General features: G+C 68.7%; 22 protein-coding genes. All 22 read right to left on the bottom strand.

What is annotated here, in order from left to right; translation table 11 throughout:
• Window positions 1-49: 49 nt before the first annotated feature.
• Window positions 50-484 (bottom strand): hypothetical protein, encoded by a 435-nt coding sequence (locus B5M41_RS09665; RefSeq protein WP_134647542.1) that lies wholly within the window; start codon window positions 482-484, stop codon window positions 50-52.
• A 101-nt stretch (window positions 485-585) separates the two neighbouring features.
• Window positions 586-2,004 (bottom strand): ATP-binding protein, encoded by a 1,419-nt coding sequence (locus B5M41_RS09660; protein WP_134647544.1) that lies wholly within the window; start codon window positions 2,002-2,004, stop codon window positions 586-588.
• Window positions 1,994-2,665, bottom strand: coding sequence for a response regulator transcription factor (locus B5M41_RS09655; protein WP_134647547.1), 672 nt, complete (start codon window positions 2,663-2,665; stop codon window positions 1,994-1,996). The genes B5M41_RS09660 and B5M41_RS09655 overlap by 11 nt, the downstream gene beginning before the upstream one ends.
• Window positions 2,666-2,717: 52 nt before the next feature.
• A complete protein-coding gene (locus B5M41_RS09650; RefSeq protein WP_134647549.1) occupies window positions 2,718-2,969 on the bottom strand; it encodes a hypothetical protein in 252 nt (83 codons plus the stop codon).
• Between the two features lie 93 nt (window positions 2,970-3,062).
• A complete protein-coding gene (locus tag B5M41_RS09645) occupies window positions 3,063-3,269 on the bottom strand; it encodes a hypothetical protein (RefSeq protein WP_134647551.1) in 207 nt (68 codons plus the stop codon).
• 9 nt (window positions 3,270-3,278) lie between these two features.
• Window positions 3,279-7,118 carry a baseplate multidomain protein megatron gene (locus B5M41_RS09640; RefSeq protein ID WP_134647553.1) on the bottom strand — a complete coding sequence of 1,280 codons (3,840 nt, stop codon included), beginning with the start codon at window positions 7,116-7,118 and terminating at the stop codon, window positions 3,279-3,281.
• Window positions 7,119-7,121: 3 nt separating this feature from the next.
• Complete coding sequence (locus tag B5M41_RS09635; protein ID WP_134647555.1) at window positions 7,122-7,562, bottom strand: NlpC/P60 family protein; 441 nt, start codon at window positions 7,560-7,562, stop codon at window positions 7,122-7,124.
• Window positions 7,555-8,439, bottom strand: coding sequence for a DUF2163 domain-containing protein (locus B5M41_RS09630; RefSeq protein WP_134647557.1), 885 nt, complete (start codon window positions 8,437-8,439; stop codon window positions 7,555-7,557). The genes B5M41_RS09635 and B5M41_RS09630 overlap by 8 nt, the downstream gene beginning before the upstream one ends.
• Complete coding sequence (locus B5M41_RS09625) at window positions 8,436-9,071, bottom strand: DUF2460 domain-containing protein (protein WP_134647559.1); 636 nt, start codon at window positions 9,069-9,071, stop codon at window positions 8,436-8,438. Before B5M41_RS09625 ends, B5M41_RS09630 begins: the two co-directional genes overlap by 4 nt.
• A gap of 162 nt (window positions 9,072-9,233) precedes the next feature.
• A complete protein-coding gene (locus B5M41_RS09620; RefSeq protein WP_230640056.1) occupies window positions 9,234-9,737 on the bottom strand; it encodes a phage tail tape measure protein in 504 nt (167 codons plus the stop codon).
• A 48-nt stretch (window positions 9,738-9,785) separates the two neighbouring features.
• Window positions 9,786-10,007 carry a rcc01693 family protein gene (locus B5M41_RS09615; protein ID WP_134647563.1) on the bottom strand — a complete coding sequence of 74 codons (222 nt, stop codon included), beginning with the start codon at window positions 10,005-10,007 and terminating at the stop codon, window positions 9,786-9,788.
• Window positions 10,004-10,342, bottom strand: coding sequence for a gene transfer agent family protein (locus tag B5M41_RS09610; protein WP_134647565.1), 339 nt, complete (start codon window positions 10,340-10,342; stop codon window positions 10,004-10,006). The genes B5M41_RS09615 and B5M41_RS09610 overlap by 4 nt, the downstream gene beginning before the upstream one ends.
• Window positions 10,342-10,749, bottom strand: a complete 408-nt coding sequence (locus B5M41_RS09605; RefSeq protein ID WP_134647567.1) for a phage major tail protein, TP901-1 family — start codon at window positions 10,747-10,749, stop codon at window positions 10,342-10,344. Before B5M41_RS09605 ends, B5M41_RS09610 begins: the two co-directional genes overlap by 1 nt.
• A gap of 26 nt (window positions 10,750-10,775) precedes the next feature.
• Entirely contained in the window at window positions 10,776-11,183 is a 408-nt protein-coding gene (locus B5M41_RS09600; protein WP_134647569.1) for a DUF3168 domain-containing protein, read from the bottom strand.
• Window positions 11,180-11,512, bottom strand: a complete 333-nt coding sequence (locus tag B5M41_RS09595; RefSeq protein ID WP_134647571.1) for a phage head closure protein — start codon at window positions 11,510-11,512, stop codon at window positions 11,180-11,182. The genes B5M41_RS09600 and B5M41_RS09595 overlap by 4 nt, the downstream gene beginning before the upstream one ends.
• A complete protein-coding gene (locus tag B5M41_RS09590; protein WP_134647573.1) occupies window positions 11,512-12,081 on the bottom strand; it encodes a head-tail connector protein in 570 nt (189 codons plus the stop codon). Before B5M41_RS09590 ends, B5M41_RS09595 begins: the two co-directional genes overlap by 1 nt.
• 268 nt (window positions 12,082-12,349) lie before the next feature.
• Window positions 12,350-13,600, bottom strand: a complete 1,251-nt coding sequence (locus B5M41_RS09585; RefSeq protein ID WP_134647576.1) for a phage major capsid protein — start codon at window positions 13,598-13,600, stop codon at window positions 12,350-12,352.
• A gap of 17 nt (window positions 13,601-13,617) precedes the next feature.
• Window positions 13,618-14,175, bottom strand: coding sequence for an HK97 family phage prohead protease (locus B5M41_RS09580; RefSeq protein WP_134647578.1), 558 nt, complete (start codon window positions 14,173-14,175; stop codon window positions 13,618-13,620).
• Window positions 14,176-14,297: 122 nt separating this feature from the next.
• Window positions 14,298-14,606: a DUF6107 family protein gene (locus B5M41_RS09575; protein WP_134647580.1), complete on the bottom strand. Its 309-nt coding sequence runs from the start codon at window positions 14,604-14,606 to the stop codon at window positions 14,298-14,300.
• Between the two features lie 342 nt (window positions 14,607-14,948).
• Window positions 14,949-16,103 (bottom strand): phage portal protein, encoded by a 1,155-nt coding sequence (locus tag B5M41_RS09570; protein WP_134647582.1) that lies wholly within the window; start codon window positions 16,101-16,103, stop codon window positions 14,949-14,951.
• Window positions 16,104-16,317: 214 nt separating this feature from the next.
• Complete coding sequence (locus B5M41_RS09565; RefSeq protein ID WP_134647585.1) at window positions 16,318-16,941, bottom strand: glycoside hydrolase family 19 protein; 624 nt, start codon at window positions 16,939-16,941, stop codon at window positions 16,318-16,320.
• 2 nt (window positions 16,942-16,943) lie between these two features.
• Complete coding sequence (locus tag B5M41_RS09560) at window positions 16,944-18,368, bottom strand: DNA-packaging protein (protein ID WP_230640036.1); 1,425 nt, start codon at window positions 18,366-18,368, stop codon at window positions 16,944-16,946.
• Between the last annotated feature and the right edge of the window lie 48 nt (window positions 18,369-18,416).

Below are 18,416 nucleotides of genomic sequence, written 5' to 3'. Positions count from 1 at the left end.
GGAACAATGACGCGAATTTGAGGCGTTTCGCCGCAACGGGCCGTCAGGCTCAGGACAAGGGCGTCCAGGCACCCTCGGGATTGCGGCAGGCCGCACCGCGCGTGGCGGTTTCGCGGCCCTCGACCGTCAGCGTGTGGCTGTACTGCCGGCAGTTCTGCGAGCCGACCTGGTAAGGCGCGGCCGCGACCACCGAACCGCTGACGCCCTTGCCCTGCCAGACGACGGGCTGGCCGCCGGGGGCGGCTTCAAGCGCACGATATTCGGCCTCGAGCGCACGCTGCATATCGGCTTTCGACAGCTGTGTCGCCGTGTTGCGGCTGACAAGGCCGCCCTGAAGGGCCGTGATATAGGTGCCAGGACCGGAAAGGCCGCCGGATGACGAGCCGCCGAGGGCAGTCTTTCCACCCGATGTGGTCGTACATCCCGAAACCGTCACTGTCGCCAGAAGGAGGGGGAAAAAGGCGCCGCGCAAACCCGTCTTCATCCGCTGGAACCGTCTCTCACACAAGGGCGGCACGCCGCCGTCATTCTTCAATTCCGCGATCCTCATATCGCGGACCATCCCTTGTTGCATTGTCCGCCGTGTCAGGCAACATCCTTTGTAACGGCAGGCAGAACGAGACGCGCGAGAAGCCCGCCGCCCTCGCCGCGGGACAGTCCGAAAACACCCTGGTATTCCGACGCGATCTCGCTGACGATGGAAAGGCCGAGGCCGGTGCCCGGCTTGCTTTCGTCCAGCCGTTTACCGCGCTTCATCGCCTCGCGGATCTCGTCGGGCTCCAGGCCCGGCCCGTCATCCTCGACTTCGACGATGACCCAGCTCTTGCGCGCATCGTCGCTCCCGCGCAGATCGGCCGGCGCCATGACGACGCGCAGGCTGACGGTGGTTCTGGCATAGCGCGCGGCGTTTTCGAGGAGGTTGCCGACGGTTTCCTCGATGTCCTGCTGCTCCATCGCCAGCATGATGCCGGGCGGATCGACATGAAGGGGAAACTGCTTGTCGGCATTCAGCCGTCGCATCACGCGCACCAGACGCTCCAGCACCGGCAGCGCTTCCGTCCGGGCCAGCACCGATTCGCGCTGGGCGGCGATGCGGGCGCGGTTGAGATAGGATTGCACCTGGCCCTGCATCGCCTCGGCCTGCGTCTTGACCAGTTCGCCCTGCGGCGCGGCGATCAGCCGCGATTCGTTGAGAAGAACGGCAATCGGCGTCTTCAGCGAGTGGGCGAGATTGCCCACCTGCATGCGCGCCCGCTCCACGATGCGATGGTTGCTGTCGATCAGCGCGTTCACCTCACTGGCGAGCGGAAGGATCTCGCGCGGGAAATCGCCGTCGAGCTGCTCGCTCTCCCCGGCACGGATCTTTTCCAGGGCCTTTCGGGCGCGGTCGAGCGGCCGAAGACCGATCAGGATCGCCGCCGCGTTGAGCAGCAGGCTGCCGACGCCGAAACCCGCCAGCGCCAGATAAAGGCTGCCCGAGAAATCGCTGATATCGCTTTCCAGCACGTCGCGGTTGCCGACCACGCGAAAACGCGCCGTACGGCCCTCGTCGTCGAGCACCACTTCCGTCTCGCCCACCTCGACCTCGTTCCCGAAGGAATCGATGGTCGTGTAGAAGCGCTCGTAGCGGGTGTCGAAGGGAATGCTGTCGGTGTCGGGGATGGGAATGCTGCCCGTGCCGAGCGAGGAGGAGGTCAGCGCCTCGCCCTCCAGCGCGCCGCCGATCGGCTCGACGATCCAGTACCAGCCGGATTGCGGCTGGAAGAACCGCAGGTCGCCGAGCTGCGGCGTGCCGGCCAGACGCGTGTTCTCGCTGGTCGAGATCGAGTTGATGACGTTGTAGAGCTGCGCGCGCAGAAGGTCGCGGAAACTCTTCTCCGCGCTCTGCCGGTAGAGTGTCGAGATGACGACGGCAATGACGACGAGCGCCACCGCGGCCCAGAGGGAGGCGAGAAAAAGGACGCGAAAGGTGAGCGAGCGGGAGCGTCTGGCGTTATTTGCCATTGGCGGGGGCTTGCATCCGGTAACCGAGGCCGCGCACGGTCTCGATCAGGTCGACGCCGATCTTCTTGCGCAGCCGGCCGACAAAGACCTCGATCGTGTTGGAATCACGGTCGAAATCCTGGTCGTACATATGCTCGACCAGTTCGGTGCGCGAGACGACCTCGCCCATGTGATGCATGAGGTAGGAGAGAAGCCGGTATTCGTGCGAGGTCAGCTTGAGCGTCTCGCCGTTGACCGTCGCCTTCGAACCCTTGGTATCGAGACGCACCGGGCCGCAGACGATATCGGGGCTGGCATGGCCCGCCGCACGGCGGATCAGGGCGCGGATGCGGGCCAGAACCTCCTCGACATGGAAAGGCTTGGCGACATAGTCGTCGGCGCCGGCATCGATGCCGGCCACCTTGTCGCTCCAGCGGTCGCGGGCCGTCAAAAGCAGCACGGGCATGCCCTTGCCGTCGGCGCGCCATTTTTCCAATACGGTGATGCCGTCCATTTCCGGCAGGCCGATATCGAGAATGATCGCATCATAGGGCTCGGTGTCGCCGAGATAATGCCCTTCCTCGCCATCGAAAGCCTGGTCCACCACGTAGCCGGCCTCCTTCAAGGCCTCGCTGAGCTGTCGGCTCAGGTTGACGTCGTCCTCGACCACCAGGATTCGCATGCGCCCTCTTTCTATCAGCAATCCCCTCGCCGGGCCGGCTGGCCCGACGGTCTTACATCGGTACGCGTACCGTCACCTTGCGCGGCCGGGCATTGTCCTTGCCCGGCACCAGCACGGTCACCACGCAGCTGTCGCCGCTCGGCTCCGCCGAGAGCAGTTCGCCGCCCGTCTGGGCCACCACCTGCGCAGCCGCATTGCTGCAGTCGCCCGAAACCGAGACGACATCCCGCTGGATGCCCGCATCGAACGGGACCGGGTGCATCAGGCTGGCCGCAAGTGCGGTTATGAGAATTGGCGAGGCCATCGACATACTTTCAGGTGCTCATCAGTGTGACGCAAGCAATAAACGATCCTCGCTGAATGGCAAATGAATGCCGGGCAGACTTTCCGCAAAGCGTCAGCCGACGCGCCGGCGTGCCGAAAGACGGCCGATCAGCGCCACGAGCCCACCCACGACGCCGACGGCCGCGACGATCAGGTCGGCGAGTTCGCCCTCGTCGCCCGCCGTCACCTCGATCCCCAGCGCGTGGGCGAAGGAGGCGAGGATCGCGATCAGCGCGCCCCAGACGGTGCGGGACTGATACCAGGCTTTCACATCGTTCATGGTCTTCTCCTAGAGGTTCAGGGTTGCCTGCGCGGCAAGGCCGAGCGGGATTGCCCGGCCAAGCTGGTGCACACGAATGGTGATCGACGCCTGCGCGGCGCCGAAATCGGCAAGTTCGCTGGCAGATGGATAAAGGCAGGCCGGCGCCGTCACCTCGAAGCGCCGCACCACCGTGGAACCGGAGAGGATATCGAGGCGATAGGCCTCGTTCGGCTCGTCGAGCGGGATGTCCGTCGCAAGCCAGGTGTCCGAATCGATCCGCCCGCGCCGTGTCCAGGAAAAGCGCGCCGCGCCGTCCGGCCCACGTTCGCCGCGCAGATGCACCGGAGCGAGCGGCGTCAGCGCGCGTTCGCCGCCGGCAAAGGCATAGGGGCCGGCCTGGCCTTCCGGGCTGCCCACGGCATCGACGATCCAGTTGGAGAGCCGTCCTACCTCCTCGACATCGAGCCCGAGCGGCCGCACCGTCTCGTCCAGCACCACCGCCTGCGTGTCCATGGCGTGGCCCGAGAGCATAACGTCCTCCGTGCCGTGCAGGGCGCGCAAAAGGCCCGAGAGCCGCCAGCGGGCGGCGGCGATTTCGCTCGCCTCCTGGAAGCCGATCACCTCCCATGCCCCGTTTTCACCCCGCACGGCGATGCGATTCGCGCCGTTGAGCACGCTGACGGTATCGGCCGAGGCAAGCTCGCCGCCCGGCAGATCGAGGACGATGACATTGGCGAGGTCGAACAGTCCCACCGGCCCTGGCGCGAGCGGCTCGACGAGCCGGCCGATTCGTGCGGGCCTGTCCAGCCGCACCCGCGGCCTGAACCCTTCCAGCCCCTCGGAACTGGAGACGACCATGGCGCGCCACGGCTTGGCATAGGCCGCGACACGCGCGAAATCCTGCGCGCCGCCGGAGCCGAGAACCGGCAGGTCGAGCAGGACGATCTCGGGCGCGAAGGCATCCGACGGGCCCGGACCGTTCACCGGGTCCGCGCCGCCCTCGCCCAGCGTCGGTGCGCCGGCGTCGCCGGCGGCGATCGCCCGCGCCTCCACCTCACGCACCAACCCGTCGGTGATGTCGGTGATCAGGAAACGGCCTGCCGGTCCGTCCGCCAGCCGCACGACATCGCCGGGCGTGATGTCGAGCGCCGTCGGCGGCAGACGGAATGTCACCCGCCGTTGCGCCGCCCGGTGGTCGCGCAAGGCCGTTTCCACCGCCGAGGCGGCCGCTCCCGCATGCAGCACGGCCGGCAGGCCGAGCCGCAACACCCGGTCCGTGCCGCCCGCCATGCGGCGCGAGCGCGTCGTGGCATGCGCATAGGCGCCGGCATCGTCGAAGTGATCGAGGATCGCTTCGCCGGCAAATTCGCTGATATGCGCGCGGCTTTCCTCGAACAGCGCCTCGTCCGGCCGCTCGGCCAGCACGTCGAGGTCATCGGCCGGCAGCGCGGATTTCAGCCGCGAGCGGAAGGTCAGCCGCCCGTTCGCCTCCAGCGCGTCGATCTGGAACGCCGCCATGATCGGCTCGATCATCGACCGCGCCGAAGCCTGCTCGCCCTGCACGAAGCCCGGCAGGTCGCCGGAAACGCCCGACACGTCGAAATCCTCGAAGCCGTGGTCGCGCAGGATGGCGGCGATGACGTCGGCGACGGTGCCGGCGCCGAGCCGCCCGCTCAGCCAGTGGCCGCGCTGCCAGTTGCTGCCGTCGGACCAGAGCCCGGTTTTTTGCGGGAAGGCCGGATAGGGCCGCGCATCCCAGGTCCACAGGAAGATGCGCCCGGGATCGACCATGCCGGGTTCCGGGCCGGGCCCCTGCCACCAGCCGTGATGCGCATCGAGGAAGCGGCGCTGGATCGAATCGGCGCGCGCACCGCCCGAATGATAGGGCAGCGCGTTTTCCGCGCTTTTCGGATCGACGAAGACATTGGGCTGGTTCGCGCCCTTGTCCACGGCCGGGCAGCCGAGCTCCGTGAACCAGATGGGCTTGGAGCGCGGCAGCCACGCCGTCGGACTGGCAAGCTCGGTGCCGCCGGGGCCGCGCTCGTAATGGCGGTTCGCCCACCAGCTTTCGATGTCCTTGTAGCGGTACACCCAGGGTTTGCCTGCCATGCCGTCGGTGATCGGTGTGCGGTTGCGAGTGCGGCGGTCGGCGGCGCTGGCATAGTACCAGTCGAAACCCTCGCCGCTCGTGATATGGGCGCGCATGGCTGCCGCATCCTCCGCATGGCGGAAGCCGTCCGGATTGCCGGCGACGGTGTCGCTGTCCTGCCAGTCGGAAAGCGGCATATAGTTGTCGATGCCGACGGCGTCGATGGCAGGCGAGGCCCAGAGCGGATCGAGGTGATAGCGCACCTCGCCGCTGCCATCGCCCGGCTGGAAACCGAAATACTCGCTCCAGTCGGCCGCATAGGTGATCTTCGTGCCGGCGCGCAGCACCGCGCGCACGTCGGCCGCCAGGTCGCAGAGGCCGTCGACGAAGGGAAAGCGCCCGGCCGCGTCGCGCAGCCAGGTGAGGCCGCGCATCTCCGACCCGATGAGGAAGCCGTGCACGCCGCCCGCCACTTCGGCCAGATGCGCGTAATGCAGGATCAGCCGGCGAAAACCGCTGTCGCCGGCCGGTCCCGTGACCGTCTCGCCTGAGACCGAGAAGTGACCGGCCTGCGCGTTGCCGAGGAACGCCTGCACCTGGCTGCGCGCGGCGTTCGTCTTGTCGGCGCCCGGTGGATAACAGGTGATGCGGCCGCGCCAGGGATAGGGCGCCTGCCGGGCCGCGCCATAGGGATCCGGCAAGGTATTGTCGGTGGGAACATCCATCAGAAGGAAGGGGTAGAGATAGACCTCCAGCCCGCGCGCCTTCAGATTGCGGATCGCCGCGATCACGCCGGCATCGGACGGTGTGCCGCCATAGGCAGGCGAGCCGCCGTTGCGGCTCACCACATGGGCGTTGCCGCGCAAAATGCCCGAAACACGCCAGGGCCGCGTTTCCTGCCCGCGCGTGGAAACCTCGACGCCCGGCACGATCCGGCACTGGCCTGCCCGCAGGTCCGTGCCGAACCACCCCACCACCAGCCCGACGCGCTTGAGGTTGGGACACAGCGCCTGGAGTTCGTCGATGGAGGCCTGCCAGTCGGTGGAAGCGGTCAGCGTGTTGCGGTTGACATGGCGCGCCGAGCCGTTGCCGAAGTTCTCCGTCACCAGGCCGGGATCGTAGCCGTGTTCGCTCGAGCCGGGAATGATCGTGACCGCGCGAATATCGGTTTCCAGCGCGCCGACCGGCCGCAGCACCTCGAATTGCAGCACCGGCAGGCGGTTGCCGTAGCTGTCGAGCGGCAGCCGTTCGAACACCGCATAGGCGAGCCCGCGATAGGCCGGCGTGTTGCCGGCGCCCTGCTTGGCCTCGATCAGAGGATCGGGCTGCTGCGTGCGGGTGCCCTTGTGGATGCGCATCTCGACGGAGCGCAGGTCGAGTTCGCGGCCGTCGGCCCACACGCGGCGCACCGCCGCGATCGGCCCTTCACAGATGCCGACCGCGAGGTTCGCATAGTAGCGATAGGTCTCGACGCGCGGTCCGCGGCCCTTGCCGCCCTGCCGCTCGACCGACACCTCCTCCTCGAAGCGCGTCGCCCAGATCAGCGTGCCGCCCACCCGCATCGTGCCGTAGACGCGGCCGATCGCCGTGCCCTCGTCGGCGCCCGGCAGGCGCGCATCGCCCAGCCGCGGGCCGGTGATCGTCTTCGAACCGTTGATGAGGGAGCGGTCCACGATGGAGCCCGCGAGCGCACCGACGGCACGGCCGACGATGGCGCCGACGGGACCGAACACGCCGCCGAGGGCCGCACCCGCAGCCTGAAAGAGAATGGTCGCCATGGATCAGGAAAGCTCCGGGAAACGGAAGACGCCGGCGATGCGCCGGCGCCAGGAGGGAATGAGCGGCGATTCGATCACCGCCGCCTGCTCATAGGCATGAATGAAGCGCGCATCCGGCGCGGCGATGCCGGCATGCTTGGCCGCCACTCCCTCCTGCCAGCGGAAGATAAGGAGATCGCCCGGCCTGAGCGTCGAGGCCGGCAGCGCCGGCCCGCAGTGCCGCGCGGCGGCGAGCAGCAACCGCTCCTCGCCGGCCCGCTCCGCCCAGTCGGGCGCATAGGGCGCCGGCACCTCCGGCTCGGCGCCGTAGAGTTCGCGCCAGACGCCGCGCACCAGCCCGAGGCAATCGCAGCCGACGCCCTTCCGCGATCCCTGATGCCGGTAGGGCGTGCCGATGAAACCGCGCGCCACGGCCACGACCCGGTCGCCGAAATCGTCAGCCATAGAGCGGCCTCCCGTCATGCACCGTCTGGCCGTCGGCATAGCCGTAGCTGAAATCGCTGCCCGGCATATGGGGAAAACCCTGGAAGTTCAGCCGGTTGTTGAATTTCGCCTTGCAGGTGGAAAAGCGCTTGTCGCAGCCAGCCGTCACCTGCAGCGTATCGCCGGCGGCCACACCCGCCGCCATGGGCAGCCAGAGCGTGAGAGAATCGGCACCGGCCGCCTTGCGGTGATCCTCGATATCGGCCGAAAGCCCGGCCGCGGCCCCGCCGGTGAAGGAAAGCACGCCGTAGCGGAAGAAACGCTCCGCGAAACCCGAAAGGCCGGTCACCTCGATGTGCATGTCATCCGTGACCGCGCTGACCGTCGCGGTCGCGCGATAGGCGGCGAGATTGACGCCGCAGCGCGCATCGCCCAGCACGGCGTCGCACTGGCGGCCATAGATGCGGCCCTTCACCTGATCGAGCGTGTGGGTCAGGCGCCGAAGCTCGGCGCGGAAAAGCCCGCCCTCGCGGCGCACTTCGCCAAGCTCGGCGGTGCGCAGAAGGAGCCGCTGCCCGGTCGCCTGCCAGTTGACCAGGAAGACCTCGACCTTCGCGCCGTCATAGCGCCCGGCCGACAGGTCCTCCGCCGTGATCGCATCCGCCGAAAAGCCGCCGGAGACATCGCCGCCCTCGGCGGAAAGGCCGTTGCCGTCCTCCGTCTCGCTCGCCTCGAAGCCGCTTGCCGCGAGATAGGTGAGGCCGTCGAAGTCAAGGTCGCGGTCATGATCCGTAAAGCCGAGAACGACGCCGTCGCGGCGCACGACGCGCCAGGCGTTGCACAGTGTCGTCGCCTCGCCGTCGAGATGGGCCTGCAGCCCTGCCGGGACCGTCCTCATGGCCTGATCTCCACCAGCGGGATGGACGGGATGCGACCCGCATCGAACTGCGCGAGGTCGATGTCGATCCGGTCGGTATCGAAGCGCACCGGCACGTCGAATTCGAAGCCCGCCCGCACCGCGCCCGCAGCCGGAATCCTGTCCGGCTTGAAGGTCACGAGACCGGCCGCGTGGTTGACGACATAGTCGCCCGCCGGCACCACGGCACCCGCCACCGAGACCACCACCGTGCCCGCCACGGGTTTTTCGATCGGCCGTACCGTCTCGCCGCCCGCATCCGCATAGCGCTTCACCAGCCGGAACATCGCGGTCGTCCCGTCGGCGGTGCCGAGCAACTGGTCGCTCGCGCTCACGGTCGCGCCGGGCGCGCAGGACTTGTGGTCGACGGGATCGCGGAAGCGGAACCCGTTGAACTGCCCGGCCCGCGCCTCGAAGAAGTTCAGCACCGCGTAGAGATCGTCCACGGAGCGCACGCCCGAGCCGGCGTCGTAGCGCCGGCGTGCATCCTGCCAGCGGCGGTTGCGGTTCTCGCGCCCGTTGGAAAGGCTGACGATATCCGTGCGCCGCACCGGCCCGCCGCTCGTGCCGAGCGCGACGCGCAACGGAAACCGCACATCATGAAATCCTGCCATCCGGATATCTCCAAAGAATATGGCTGCACTGCCGCCTTGTCCCAAAAGGGGAGGCGGTTACAGCAACGCCATCCCCAACGATGCGCGTCGGCGATCTGGCAAACCCGCGCCCCCAGCCCCTTCTCCCAGCCTGCGGGAAGAAGGGTTCCCGCTCCCGAACGCTCACAAACTCCGTTGCCCGCGTCCCACCGCACGCGTCAGCATGGCGGCGATCTGTCCCTCGGATTTGCGGAAGCTTGCCGCATCCTGCGTCGTCACGTTGAAGACGATCTGCGACGCCCCGCCCCCGCCGGCGGCAACGCCGAGCGAACCGTCCGGGCCGCGCTTCAGCGGCAGGATCGCTTCCGCCCCCGCCTCGCCCATCAGCCCAAGCCCGCCGCCGCTGCCGAAATAGGTCGGCGCCGCCACGACGCCGCCCTTGGCAAAGGGCGTCGCGCCGCCGAGCAGGTTGGAAATGCCCGACGACAACAACCCTTCCAGCGGCTTCAGGCCCACCGAAAGCGCGATGTCGCTCATGCGCAGCGCCAGCCCGCGCAGCACGCTGTCCAGCCCGCGTCCGTCCACCACCGCGCCCTTCAGCGCCGAGGTCAGCGCGAAGCCGAAGGAGCGCGAGCGCGCCTCCAGGTCGTCGAAGACGTCGGTCAGCGCCTCGGCCTGCTGCCGCATGTCGGCAAGCGAGGCGGATCGTCCATTGTCGTCCGAAGTCGCCATGTCTCACTCCATCTCGTCGGGAAAGGCCTGCATGAGGGCGGTCAAGGCCCCGCGCCCCGGCACCACCGCCGAGGGCCGCAGCAGGCCGAGCGCGAAGCCAAGCTCGCGCGGCGTCATCGCCCAGAAGTCGCGTGCGGAAAGCCGCATGCGGCACAGCCCGGCATGCAGCACCGCCTCCCAGGGGAAGGCAGGTGCTGCGCCGGACGCGCCGGATGCGGCCCTCAAGGGTTTTCGTTTTGCGCCGCCCCGCCGAAGGTCGCCTGCAGCAGTTCGGCAGCAATGCGCGCGAAGCCCGCAAGCCCCTCCGCCACCGCCATGGCCGCCACCTCCTCGTCGCTGAACAGGTTGCCGCCGCCGCGCAGCCCCGCGCCGATGATGCGGATCAGATCGTCCGCCTTCAGCCGGCCCGATGAAAAGCGCTCGGCAAGCCCCGTCAGGCTGTCGACGGCAAAGGCGGTTTCCAGTTCGGCCAGCGCGCCGAGCGTCAGGCACAGCACCCGCCGCTCGCCGTCGAGATCGGCTTCGATCTCGCCGCGATGGCGGTTCGCCCGCGCGCCCATCACACCGCCTCGAAGGTCAGTTGTCCCGCGGATTCCAGCGCGATCTCGAAGACCACCTCACCGTCATGCGCGCCGGAATATTCCAGCGCCGCGATCTGGAAGGCGCCGGAGACCTTGCCGAAATCCGGGATCACCACCTGCCACGGCATGATCGTGCCGGCAAAGAACAGCGAGCGCACCAGCGCGTCCGATGCCTGGTCCTTGAAGATGCCGCTGCCGGAGATGGCCGCGCGCTGCACACCCGCCCCGCCCAGCAGTTCCCGCCAGCGTCCCGCCGATTCGGCGTCCGTCACATCGACGAGCTGCGTGTTGAACGACAGCCGCTTGGAGCGCAGCCCGGCAACCGTCGCAAAGCCCGTCCCGTTATCGACTTTGAGCAGCAGATCCCGCCCCTTCTGTGCCACCATGGCCCGATCCTTTCCGTGAAACGTTGTTAGAGAACGGGCTCCGTCACGGCCCGAAAGCGCATTTCGGCACGGTGGAAGCGCGACTTGCCGTCCCGCCGCAGCTGCGTGTCGAGGTGCAGCAGGAAGACGAGGTGATGGCCGTCCAGTGTGAGCGCCGCATCGTGCAGGGCCGCGCGAACCGCCGCCGCGATGGCCTGCACCGTCTTGTGGCCCGCCGCCTCGCTCCAGGCCTCCAGCAGCACCGTGTGCTGCTCGCCCGGCTCGCTCGCCGTCGAATGATCGACGCTGTCGATGCCGGCGATCACCAGAAGCGGCGCCGCCGGCTGCGAAAGCCGGCGATCTGTAATGCCGCCGGGGCCGACGAGCGCCGTCAGCGCCGCATCGGCGGAAAGCCGTCCGAAGATCGCCTTCTGCAGGGCCGATGCCGCGCTCATGGGCTCATCTCCTCGCAGTCGCAGAGCGTGTAGCGCGCCGTTTCGTCCGGGTCGCGGAAGGCGACGAGCGCGAAGATGCGCGCGCCCTTGCGCAGCCGCATGCCGCCGTCGAGATCGCCGCGCGCGCGCAGCCAGATCCGGTGCGTCACCCGCCGTTGCAGCGCGCCGGCCGCCTCGCCGGCGCCGGCCGATACCGGCTCGATGCGCGCCCAGAGCGTCGCGAGCGCCGCGAACCCGGTTTCCACGCCGCCCTGCCCGTCCGGCGTCTCGACCGGGTGCTCCAGCACCAGCCGCACGCTCAGCGCGCCGGGGTCGATGGGTTTCGTCATCACAGCCTCCGCAGGCGATGGGGTGCGACGAGCCGGTCGTAGCCCTGCGGCACCGCGCCCGGCTGGTCGTCCAGCGAGACGACGCCGCGCAGCTCGAACATCGTGGCCACATGCAGCAGCAGCGCCCGCTTCAGCGTATCGGGCACATCAGCGCCGCTCTCACCGAAGCCGGCGGTGAAATCGATCTCGATGCCGTTCAGCGCGCGCCTGGTTTCCGGACGGTCCGGCAGGAGGAGCCGCGCCGGCCGGGCGGTGCCGTCGAGCACGGCGCCTGCAAGCGCCACCTCCACCGGGTCGCCCAGCTCATCGTAAACCGTCACGGTTTCAACGGTTTGCACCGGCCCTCTGGCAATCTGAATCACCTGTCCGTCCGGCCAGTCGTCAAGATAAAGCCTCAGCGTCCGCGTGATGAGGCAGAGCCCCGTCTCGCTTTCCAGATGGTCGCGGGCGGTGCGGATGAGTGCTGCAAGCAGCGCATCCTCGTCGCCGGTCTCCAGGCGCAGATGCGCCTTCGCCTCGGCGAGCGTGATCGGCTCGACAGCAGGCGGCAGAAGTTCGGTTATGGTCATGGTCGTCCTCTTGCGATGAAAGGGATGCGGGCGCGGCCGGGAGGAAGAACCGCGCCCGCCGGCGCCGGCGGCAGGGGACGACCGCCGGTGCGAGGGAAATTGCAGGAAGGAAAGCGGCGCCCCATAACCCCTTCGCCCCGCTTGCGAGGAGAAGGTGGCGGCAGCCGGATGAGGGGCAATCCACGGCAGGTCCCAAGCCGGATCGCCCCTCACCCAACCCTCTCCCCGCAAGCGGGGAGAGGGAGCGGAAAAGCTGGCGGCCGCAGCCTCAGCTCGCCGCGAACTTCACCAGCTTGATCGCCTCGAAGTTCTGCACGCCGCCGCCCACGCGCTTGGTCGTGTAGAACAGCACATAGGGCTTGGCCGAATAGGGATCGCGCAGCACGCGCACGCCCGTGCGGTCGACGACGAGATAGCCGGCACGGAAATCGCCGAAGGCGATGGCGAAGCTGTCGGCCGCCACGTCGGGCATGTCCTCGGCCTCGGCGATGGCGAAGCCCATCAGCGAGGCGGCCTGGCCCGGCGTTGCCGGCGGGCGCCACAGATAGTTGCCGTCGGCATCCTTGAACTTGCGGATCGCCGCTTGCGTCTTGCGGTTCATCACGAAGCTGGCATTCTGCCGGTGCCCCGCCTTCAGCGCATAGATCGTGTCGATCAGCGTGTCGGACGGGCCGCTCGCCTTGAAGGCGCCGGCCGCCCCCGTGGCGATATAGCCGATATTGCCCCAGCTCCAGGCGGCATCCGCCACATTGGTGTAGCTGAGGAAACCCTTCGGCTTGTTGGTGCCGTCGCCGGAAACGAAGGCGGTGCCCTCCTGCTCGCCGAAGACGATGTCCACCTCCGACGCGATCCAGCTTTCCACGTCCACCGCCGCATCGTCGAGCAGGGCCGCCGTCGCCGCCGGCATGGCGTAGAGTTCCATGGTCGGGAAGGAGAGTTCGGCAAGCTGCGCCGTGCCGGTCTGCGGCCGCGAGGCCGTTTCGGACACCCAGCCGGAGGCCATGCCCGATGTGGCAAACGGCTTCTTCAGCACCGCGCCCGAAACCTGGCGCACCGTGGCGAGCGCCCGGATCGGCGATGCCGCGGAAAGCCGGCGGCCGATTTCGGTGTCGGTTTCCGGCGGCACGAGATAGCCACCGTCCGCCGCCGAGCCGACCGACATGGCCTTTTCGTCCAGCGCGCGCAGGGCGCTTTCGTCACCGCGGCGCATATAGGCGGAGAACGCCGCCTTGTGCTCGGCCGCTTCCAGGCTGACGGCGCCGATGCCGCCAAGCGCCGGCCGCGCCTTCTTCAGCGCCAGCTGGTCGAGCACGCGCTTGTGGTCGTCCATGGCGCGGTTGATGCGGTCTACCTTCTCGCGGGTCACCACGTCGGCGGTCAGTTTCTGCTCGATCTCGCCGAGCCTTCGGTCGTTGGTCTCCTTGAAGGATTCGAAGGCCTCCATGAAGTCGTCGAAGGCGGCGGTCATGGTTTCCGGCACGGCCTTGATTTCCGGCGCGGTCTTCGGTGTCTGCGTCATGTCGTGCTGTGCTCCTGTTAGCGTTGCATCATCCGGGCCGCCCGGCGCATGGTGCGCACGAGCTCCGTTTCCTTGTCGCGGAACCACCGCGCATTCTTCACGTTCGACACCCGCGCCGAAGGCAGCATGGGAAAGGTGACGATCGAGATTTCCCAGAGATCGGCCTCCAGGATGCGCCGCACGCCGCTCGAGCGGTCGGTCCGGGAGCGCACCGTCTGGAAACCGATGGAAAGGCCGTCGAGCGCGCCCGACTTCATGAGGTTCAGCACCTCGCGGGCCCGCGCCACGCCGGGCGACAGCACGCCCTCGACGTAAAGCCCGCGCTCGTCCTCGCGGATGGTGCGCCAGCGCCCGATGGGCTCGGCCGGATCGTGCTGGAAGAGCATGCGCACGCCCGAAGCGCCGCGCTTGGCGAGCGATTGCACGAAGGCGCCGGGCGCAATCGCGTCCTTGCCCAGGTCCACCTCGCCGAACAGGCTCGCATAGCCCGAAAACGCCCCGTCGCCGGAAACCCCGGCCAGTGTCAGATCGGCATACTTCTTCGTCCGCCAGACCGGCAGGTCGTCGGTTGTCATGGGTTGCTCCGATGTTTGGATTGGGAAAGGGCGAATAGCGAATTGGGAGTAGCGAATTGGGGGGCGGACCGGTCATCGCCTGCCGGCCCCTATTCGCTATTCGCCATTCGCTATTCGCTCCCTCACTGCCTCATCCGCTCCGCCGCCCGCGCCAGGACGCCGAGGCCCCACCAGGCCGAGAGGCTTGCCGCAGCCGATCCGGTCAACAGCACCTCCACCGGCCCGAGATAGCTCGCGATGCCGAGGCGGACGGCAATCCACAGCCCGGCCGGACCGCCGAAGACGAGCCCGCAGGCAAGGCCGGTGAAGAACCGGCACGCCGCCTCGCGACGGCTTTTGGGCAGCAGGTAGATCAACGAGACGGCGGCACCCGCCGACGCCCCGACCAGGCGGGCCGTCCACAGCCCGCCGTCGTTTCCGAAGTCAGCCATTGTTAAGCCTTTCAGATTATTCTGAAATCCAGAAGCATCGGCCAAATGGCCGAGAACACGCCGGCTTCTCTGCAGCGGGCGCGGCGAACGCTGAGTCTTTTGAATCCCTTGGTGCGCTTTCCTCGAAATCCGATTCAACGCGTTCAGATGTTGAATCCGGATGGCGGCAAAACGATTCAGGTCCCGCGGGCAACGTACTGATTTTTAGAGCGCTTTCGGAGGATCACCCCCTCTGCCCTGCCGGGCAGAGGGGGGTGCACCGCACCCTCAAACCTCACCGCCCACCGCTTCTTCGCGTCCGCACCTCTCTCGCAAGCGATCACAGGGCAGCCCCATCGCCCCTCAATACCCCACCGCCCGCCGTTTCTCCTCGTCCGTCAGGAAACCGGCCGCTCCCACGCGCGCCCACAGTTCGGAGCGTTCGGCCGCCAGGCCGCTCACCTGATCGAGGTCCGGCACCAGCCGTAGCGCGGCCTCGCCTTCCTCGGAGAACCAGTTGGCGAAGGCGGCGGCGGTGCGGCTCACCAGCGGCAGCACCGTCAGCCGCCAGAAGGCGCGGTTGGCCTCCTGGTAGTTGGCGTAGGTCGCATCGCCGGGCACGCCGATCAGCATGGGCGGCACGCCGAAGGCGAGCGCGATGTCGCGCGCCGCACCGTTCTTGGCCTCCACGAAATCCATCTCGCGCGGCGAAAGCCCCATCGCCTTCCAGTCGAGCCCGCCTTCCAGCAGCATCGGCCGCCCGGCACGCGCCGCGCCCGAATAGCCGTCCTCCAGTTCGCTCTTCAGCCGCGCATACTGGTCGGGCGAAAGATTGCCGCCCTCCTTGGGCTGGTAGACGAGCGCACCGGAGGGACGCGCCGAATTGTCGAGCAGCGCCTTGTTCCAGATCGCCGCGGCATTGGAGAGATCGAGCGCCATGGAGGCGGCCTCGAGCGGTGCGAAGCCGAGCTGGTCGTCGAGCGGGTGAAACAGCCGCAGATGCAGGATCGCCTGCCCCTCGCCCGCCGCCCCGTCGCCCGCGCGGTGCCGGCGCACATGGTTGCCGGTGCGGTATTCATAGGCTTCCGGCCAGCCGTCGCGCCCCTCGACGATGCGCACCCGGTCGGGCCGCAGGAGGTGCAGTTCGCGCAACTCGTCGCCCACCCGCACGCCCTCGACGAAGGCATTGCCGGCAAGCAGCAGATGCCCGTAGAGCGTCTCGAAAAAATCCGTGCCCGCCATGCGCCCGTTCGGCCGGGACAGCAGCGCAAGACGCCCGTCGCCCGGCCGCTCGCTCTCGCCCTCATAGGCAAGCCAGGGCACCGAGGCGGCGGCCTCCGCGATCATCCGCACCGCCCGATGCGCGATCGGGTTCTTCATGAAGCCCTCGCGCGACAGCGAGGCATAGGACCGGCTCGACCAGTGCGCCCGCCCCTCGGCCGTCAGCGTGAAGAAGCCCGACGCCTTGGTTTCCGCCGGCGCCGCGCGCCGTCGGGAGAAAATGGATGGCAGTTTCATGATGCCCTCGGTTCGTTGCAAGATGCGGTTCGTGCAGGGAAGCGCCCCTCATCCCCTGCCGGGACCTTCCCCCCGCAAGCGGGGCGAAGGAGCAGGTTGAGACGGTTTCCTCGCCATTGAAGGCGGTTTCTCCGGGAAACGGTCCCCCAATCCCCTTCTCCCCGTCGGGGAGAAGGTGGCGGCAGCCGGATGAGGGGGGCAGTACCGCCGCCGCCTACCCGCCCAGCGCGGCGAAAAACGCCCGCCCGTACCCCGCCACGCGCTCGGCGCGGTCCAGTCCGTTGATGATGCGCCGCGCGCCGATCCAGTCGGCGCGGCCGGGTGAAAAACAGTCGGCCAGCCGCCGGCCGGTGAAGGCTCCGCGCAGCATGCCGACGACGAGGATTTCCACCGACACCGCCATCTCCATCGCCCGCTCGGGGCGCTGCACGAGATCGACGCCGATCAGCGATGACAGCCGCTCGTAGTTGCGCCGGTGCGTGATCTGGACCAGCCCGCGCCCGAGCCAGGTCCTCCCGTCGGCGTCGCGCCGCCAGTAGGGCGCGGAGACCTGCGGCAGGTGGCCCTCGGCAAAGGCCCGGTCGAGACGGGCGATCGCGGTGTCGTCGCTCGCCGCGAAGGTCTCGCGCACCGGCTGCATGCGCCCGCCCGTCTCGTGATGCGCCGTCGCCAGCATATAGGCGAGGAAACGCCGGTCGCCCGTTTCGCCGTACGTCTCGCCGCCCGCTTCGAAACGGTCGATGAGCGCCGTCATGCCGGCCACCTGCGCGCGCGCCAGCCGCCCGCCATAGAGCGGCCCGCGCACGCCGTCGAAAAAGCCCTTGCGATCGATTACCATCGTCATATCCCCCGCACGCGCGGTTCGCCCTGCCGGTCGAGTACCAGCGCCGTCAGCGCCCAGACGAGCGCATCGAGCCGGTCCGGCGAGCGGCCGGAAGACAGCCCGTCCGGGCCGAAATCGCACATCTGGTCCTCCAGCTCGGCAAAGGCCGTCGCATGGGCCACACGGCCCTGTTCGTAGAGGGCGGCCACCGGCTCGGCGCGCAGGAATTTGCCGCGCGTCGCCCGGACCGTCGAAACCGGCAGGTCGGCGTCGACACTGCGCAGCATCGCCGTCACCATGTCGCCGCCCTGGTTCACCTCCGCCACGACGCGGTCGGCGTCGAAGCGCCGGAAGGCGCGCACCACGGCACCGGCCCAGCCCGCCGGGCTTGCGCCCGTCACCGAGCAGTCGGCCAGCACGACGGCGCGCCCGGTCTGGTCGAGCCCCGCCGCGACGATGCCGCAGACCGAGGCCGTAGACGCCGTCGCCGGCGGATCGACAGCCACGACGATGCGCGACAGCGGCCCGGGGTTGCGAAGGCGGATCGCCTCCAGCCGCGCGCGGCTCCACAGCGCGTCCTCGCGGTCGGCGATCAGCTCGCCGTCCAGCTCCTGCCGGCCGAGCCGCGTGCCGCCGTAACGGTCGGCCATGGCGCGCAGGAAGCCGGGAGACAGGTTGTCGATATTGTCGTCGGTGCGGATGCGCTGCACGGCCGTCGCCCGATCGGCCGCAAGCGCCCGCAACAGCGGCACCGGCCGCGGCGTCGTCGTCACCAGCGCGCGCGGATCCGCGCCGAGGCGCAGGCCGAATTGCAGCATGTCCCAGGTCTCCTGCGCGTGTTTCCACTTGCCGAGCTCGTCGCACCAGGCGAAATGAAACTGCGGCCCGCGAAGGCTTTCCGGGTCTTCGGACGAGAAGATCTGCCCGATCGAGCCGTTCGGCCAGACGAGCCGCCGGCGCGAGGCCTCGAATTCCGGCCTGCCGCGCCCGGCGATCCGGCAGATGCCGGAGACGCCGTCGATCATCACTTCGCGCGCATCGCCCAGCGTTTCCGCCACCAGCGCGATACGGATGCCGGGCTGCTTGAGCGCGATATCCTGCACCCACTCCGCCCCGGCCCGCGTCTTGCCGGAGCCGCGGCCGCCCATCAGCAGCCACACCCGCCAGTCGCCCTCAGGCGGCGTCTGCGCCAGCCGCGCGGTCAAATGCCAGCCACCGAGCCGCCGTCGATTGTCGAGAACGATCCGCTTCGTGGCATCCGAAAGCGCTTGTGACGCGCCCGTCGTTCGACCCTCACGCGCCTTCTCCCCGCCTGCGCGAGGAAGGTTCCGGCAGGGGGATGAGGGGCCATCCTCTCCGTCCGCGCCGCGTCGCGCCAGCCCCCCTTCGAGCGTATCGGCCGCATTCCGCAAGGCCGCCAGCCCACGATGTTCCTCGATCATGCTCAAGCCCGCGGCCGCCGCCCTCACCGTCCCATCCGACTTCTTTCC

Origin of the sequence: Shinella sumterensis (genome assembly GCF_004514425.2) — a bacterium.
Lineage (GTDB): Bacteria > Pseudomonadota > Alphaproteobacteria > Rhizobiales > Rhizobiaceae > Shinella > Shinella sumterensis.
This window is presented reverse-complemented; position numbering and strand designations above follow the sequence as displayed.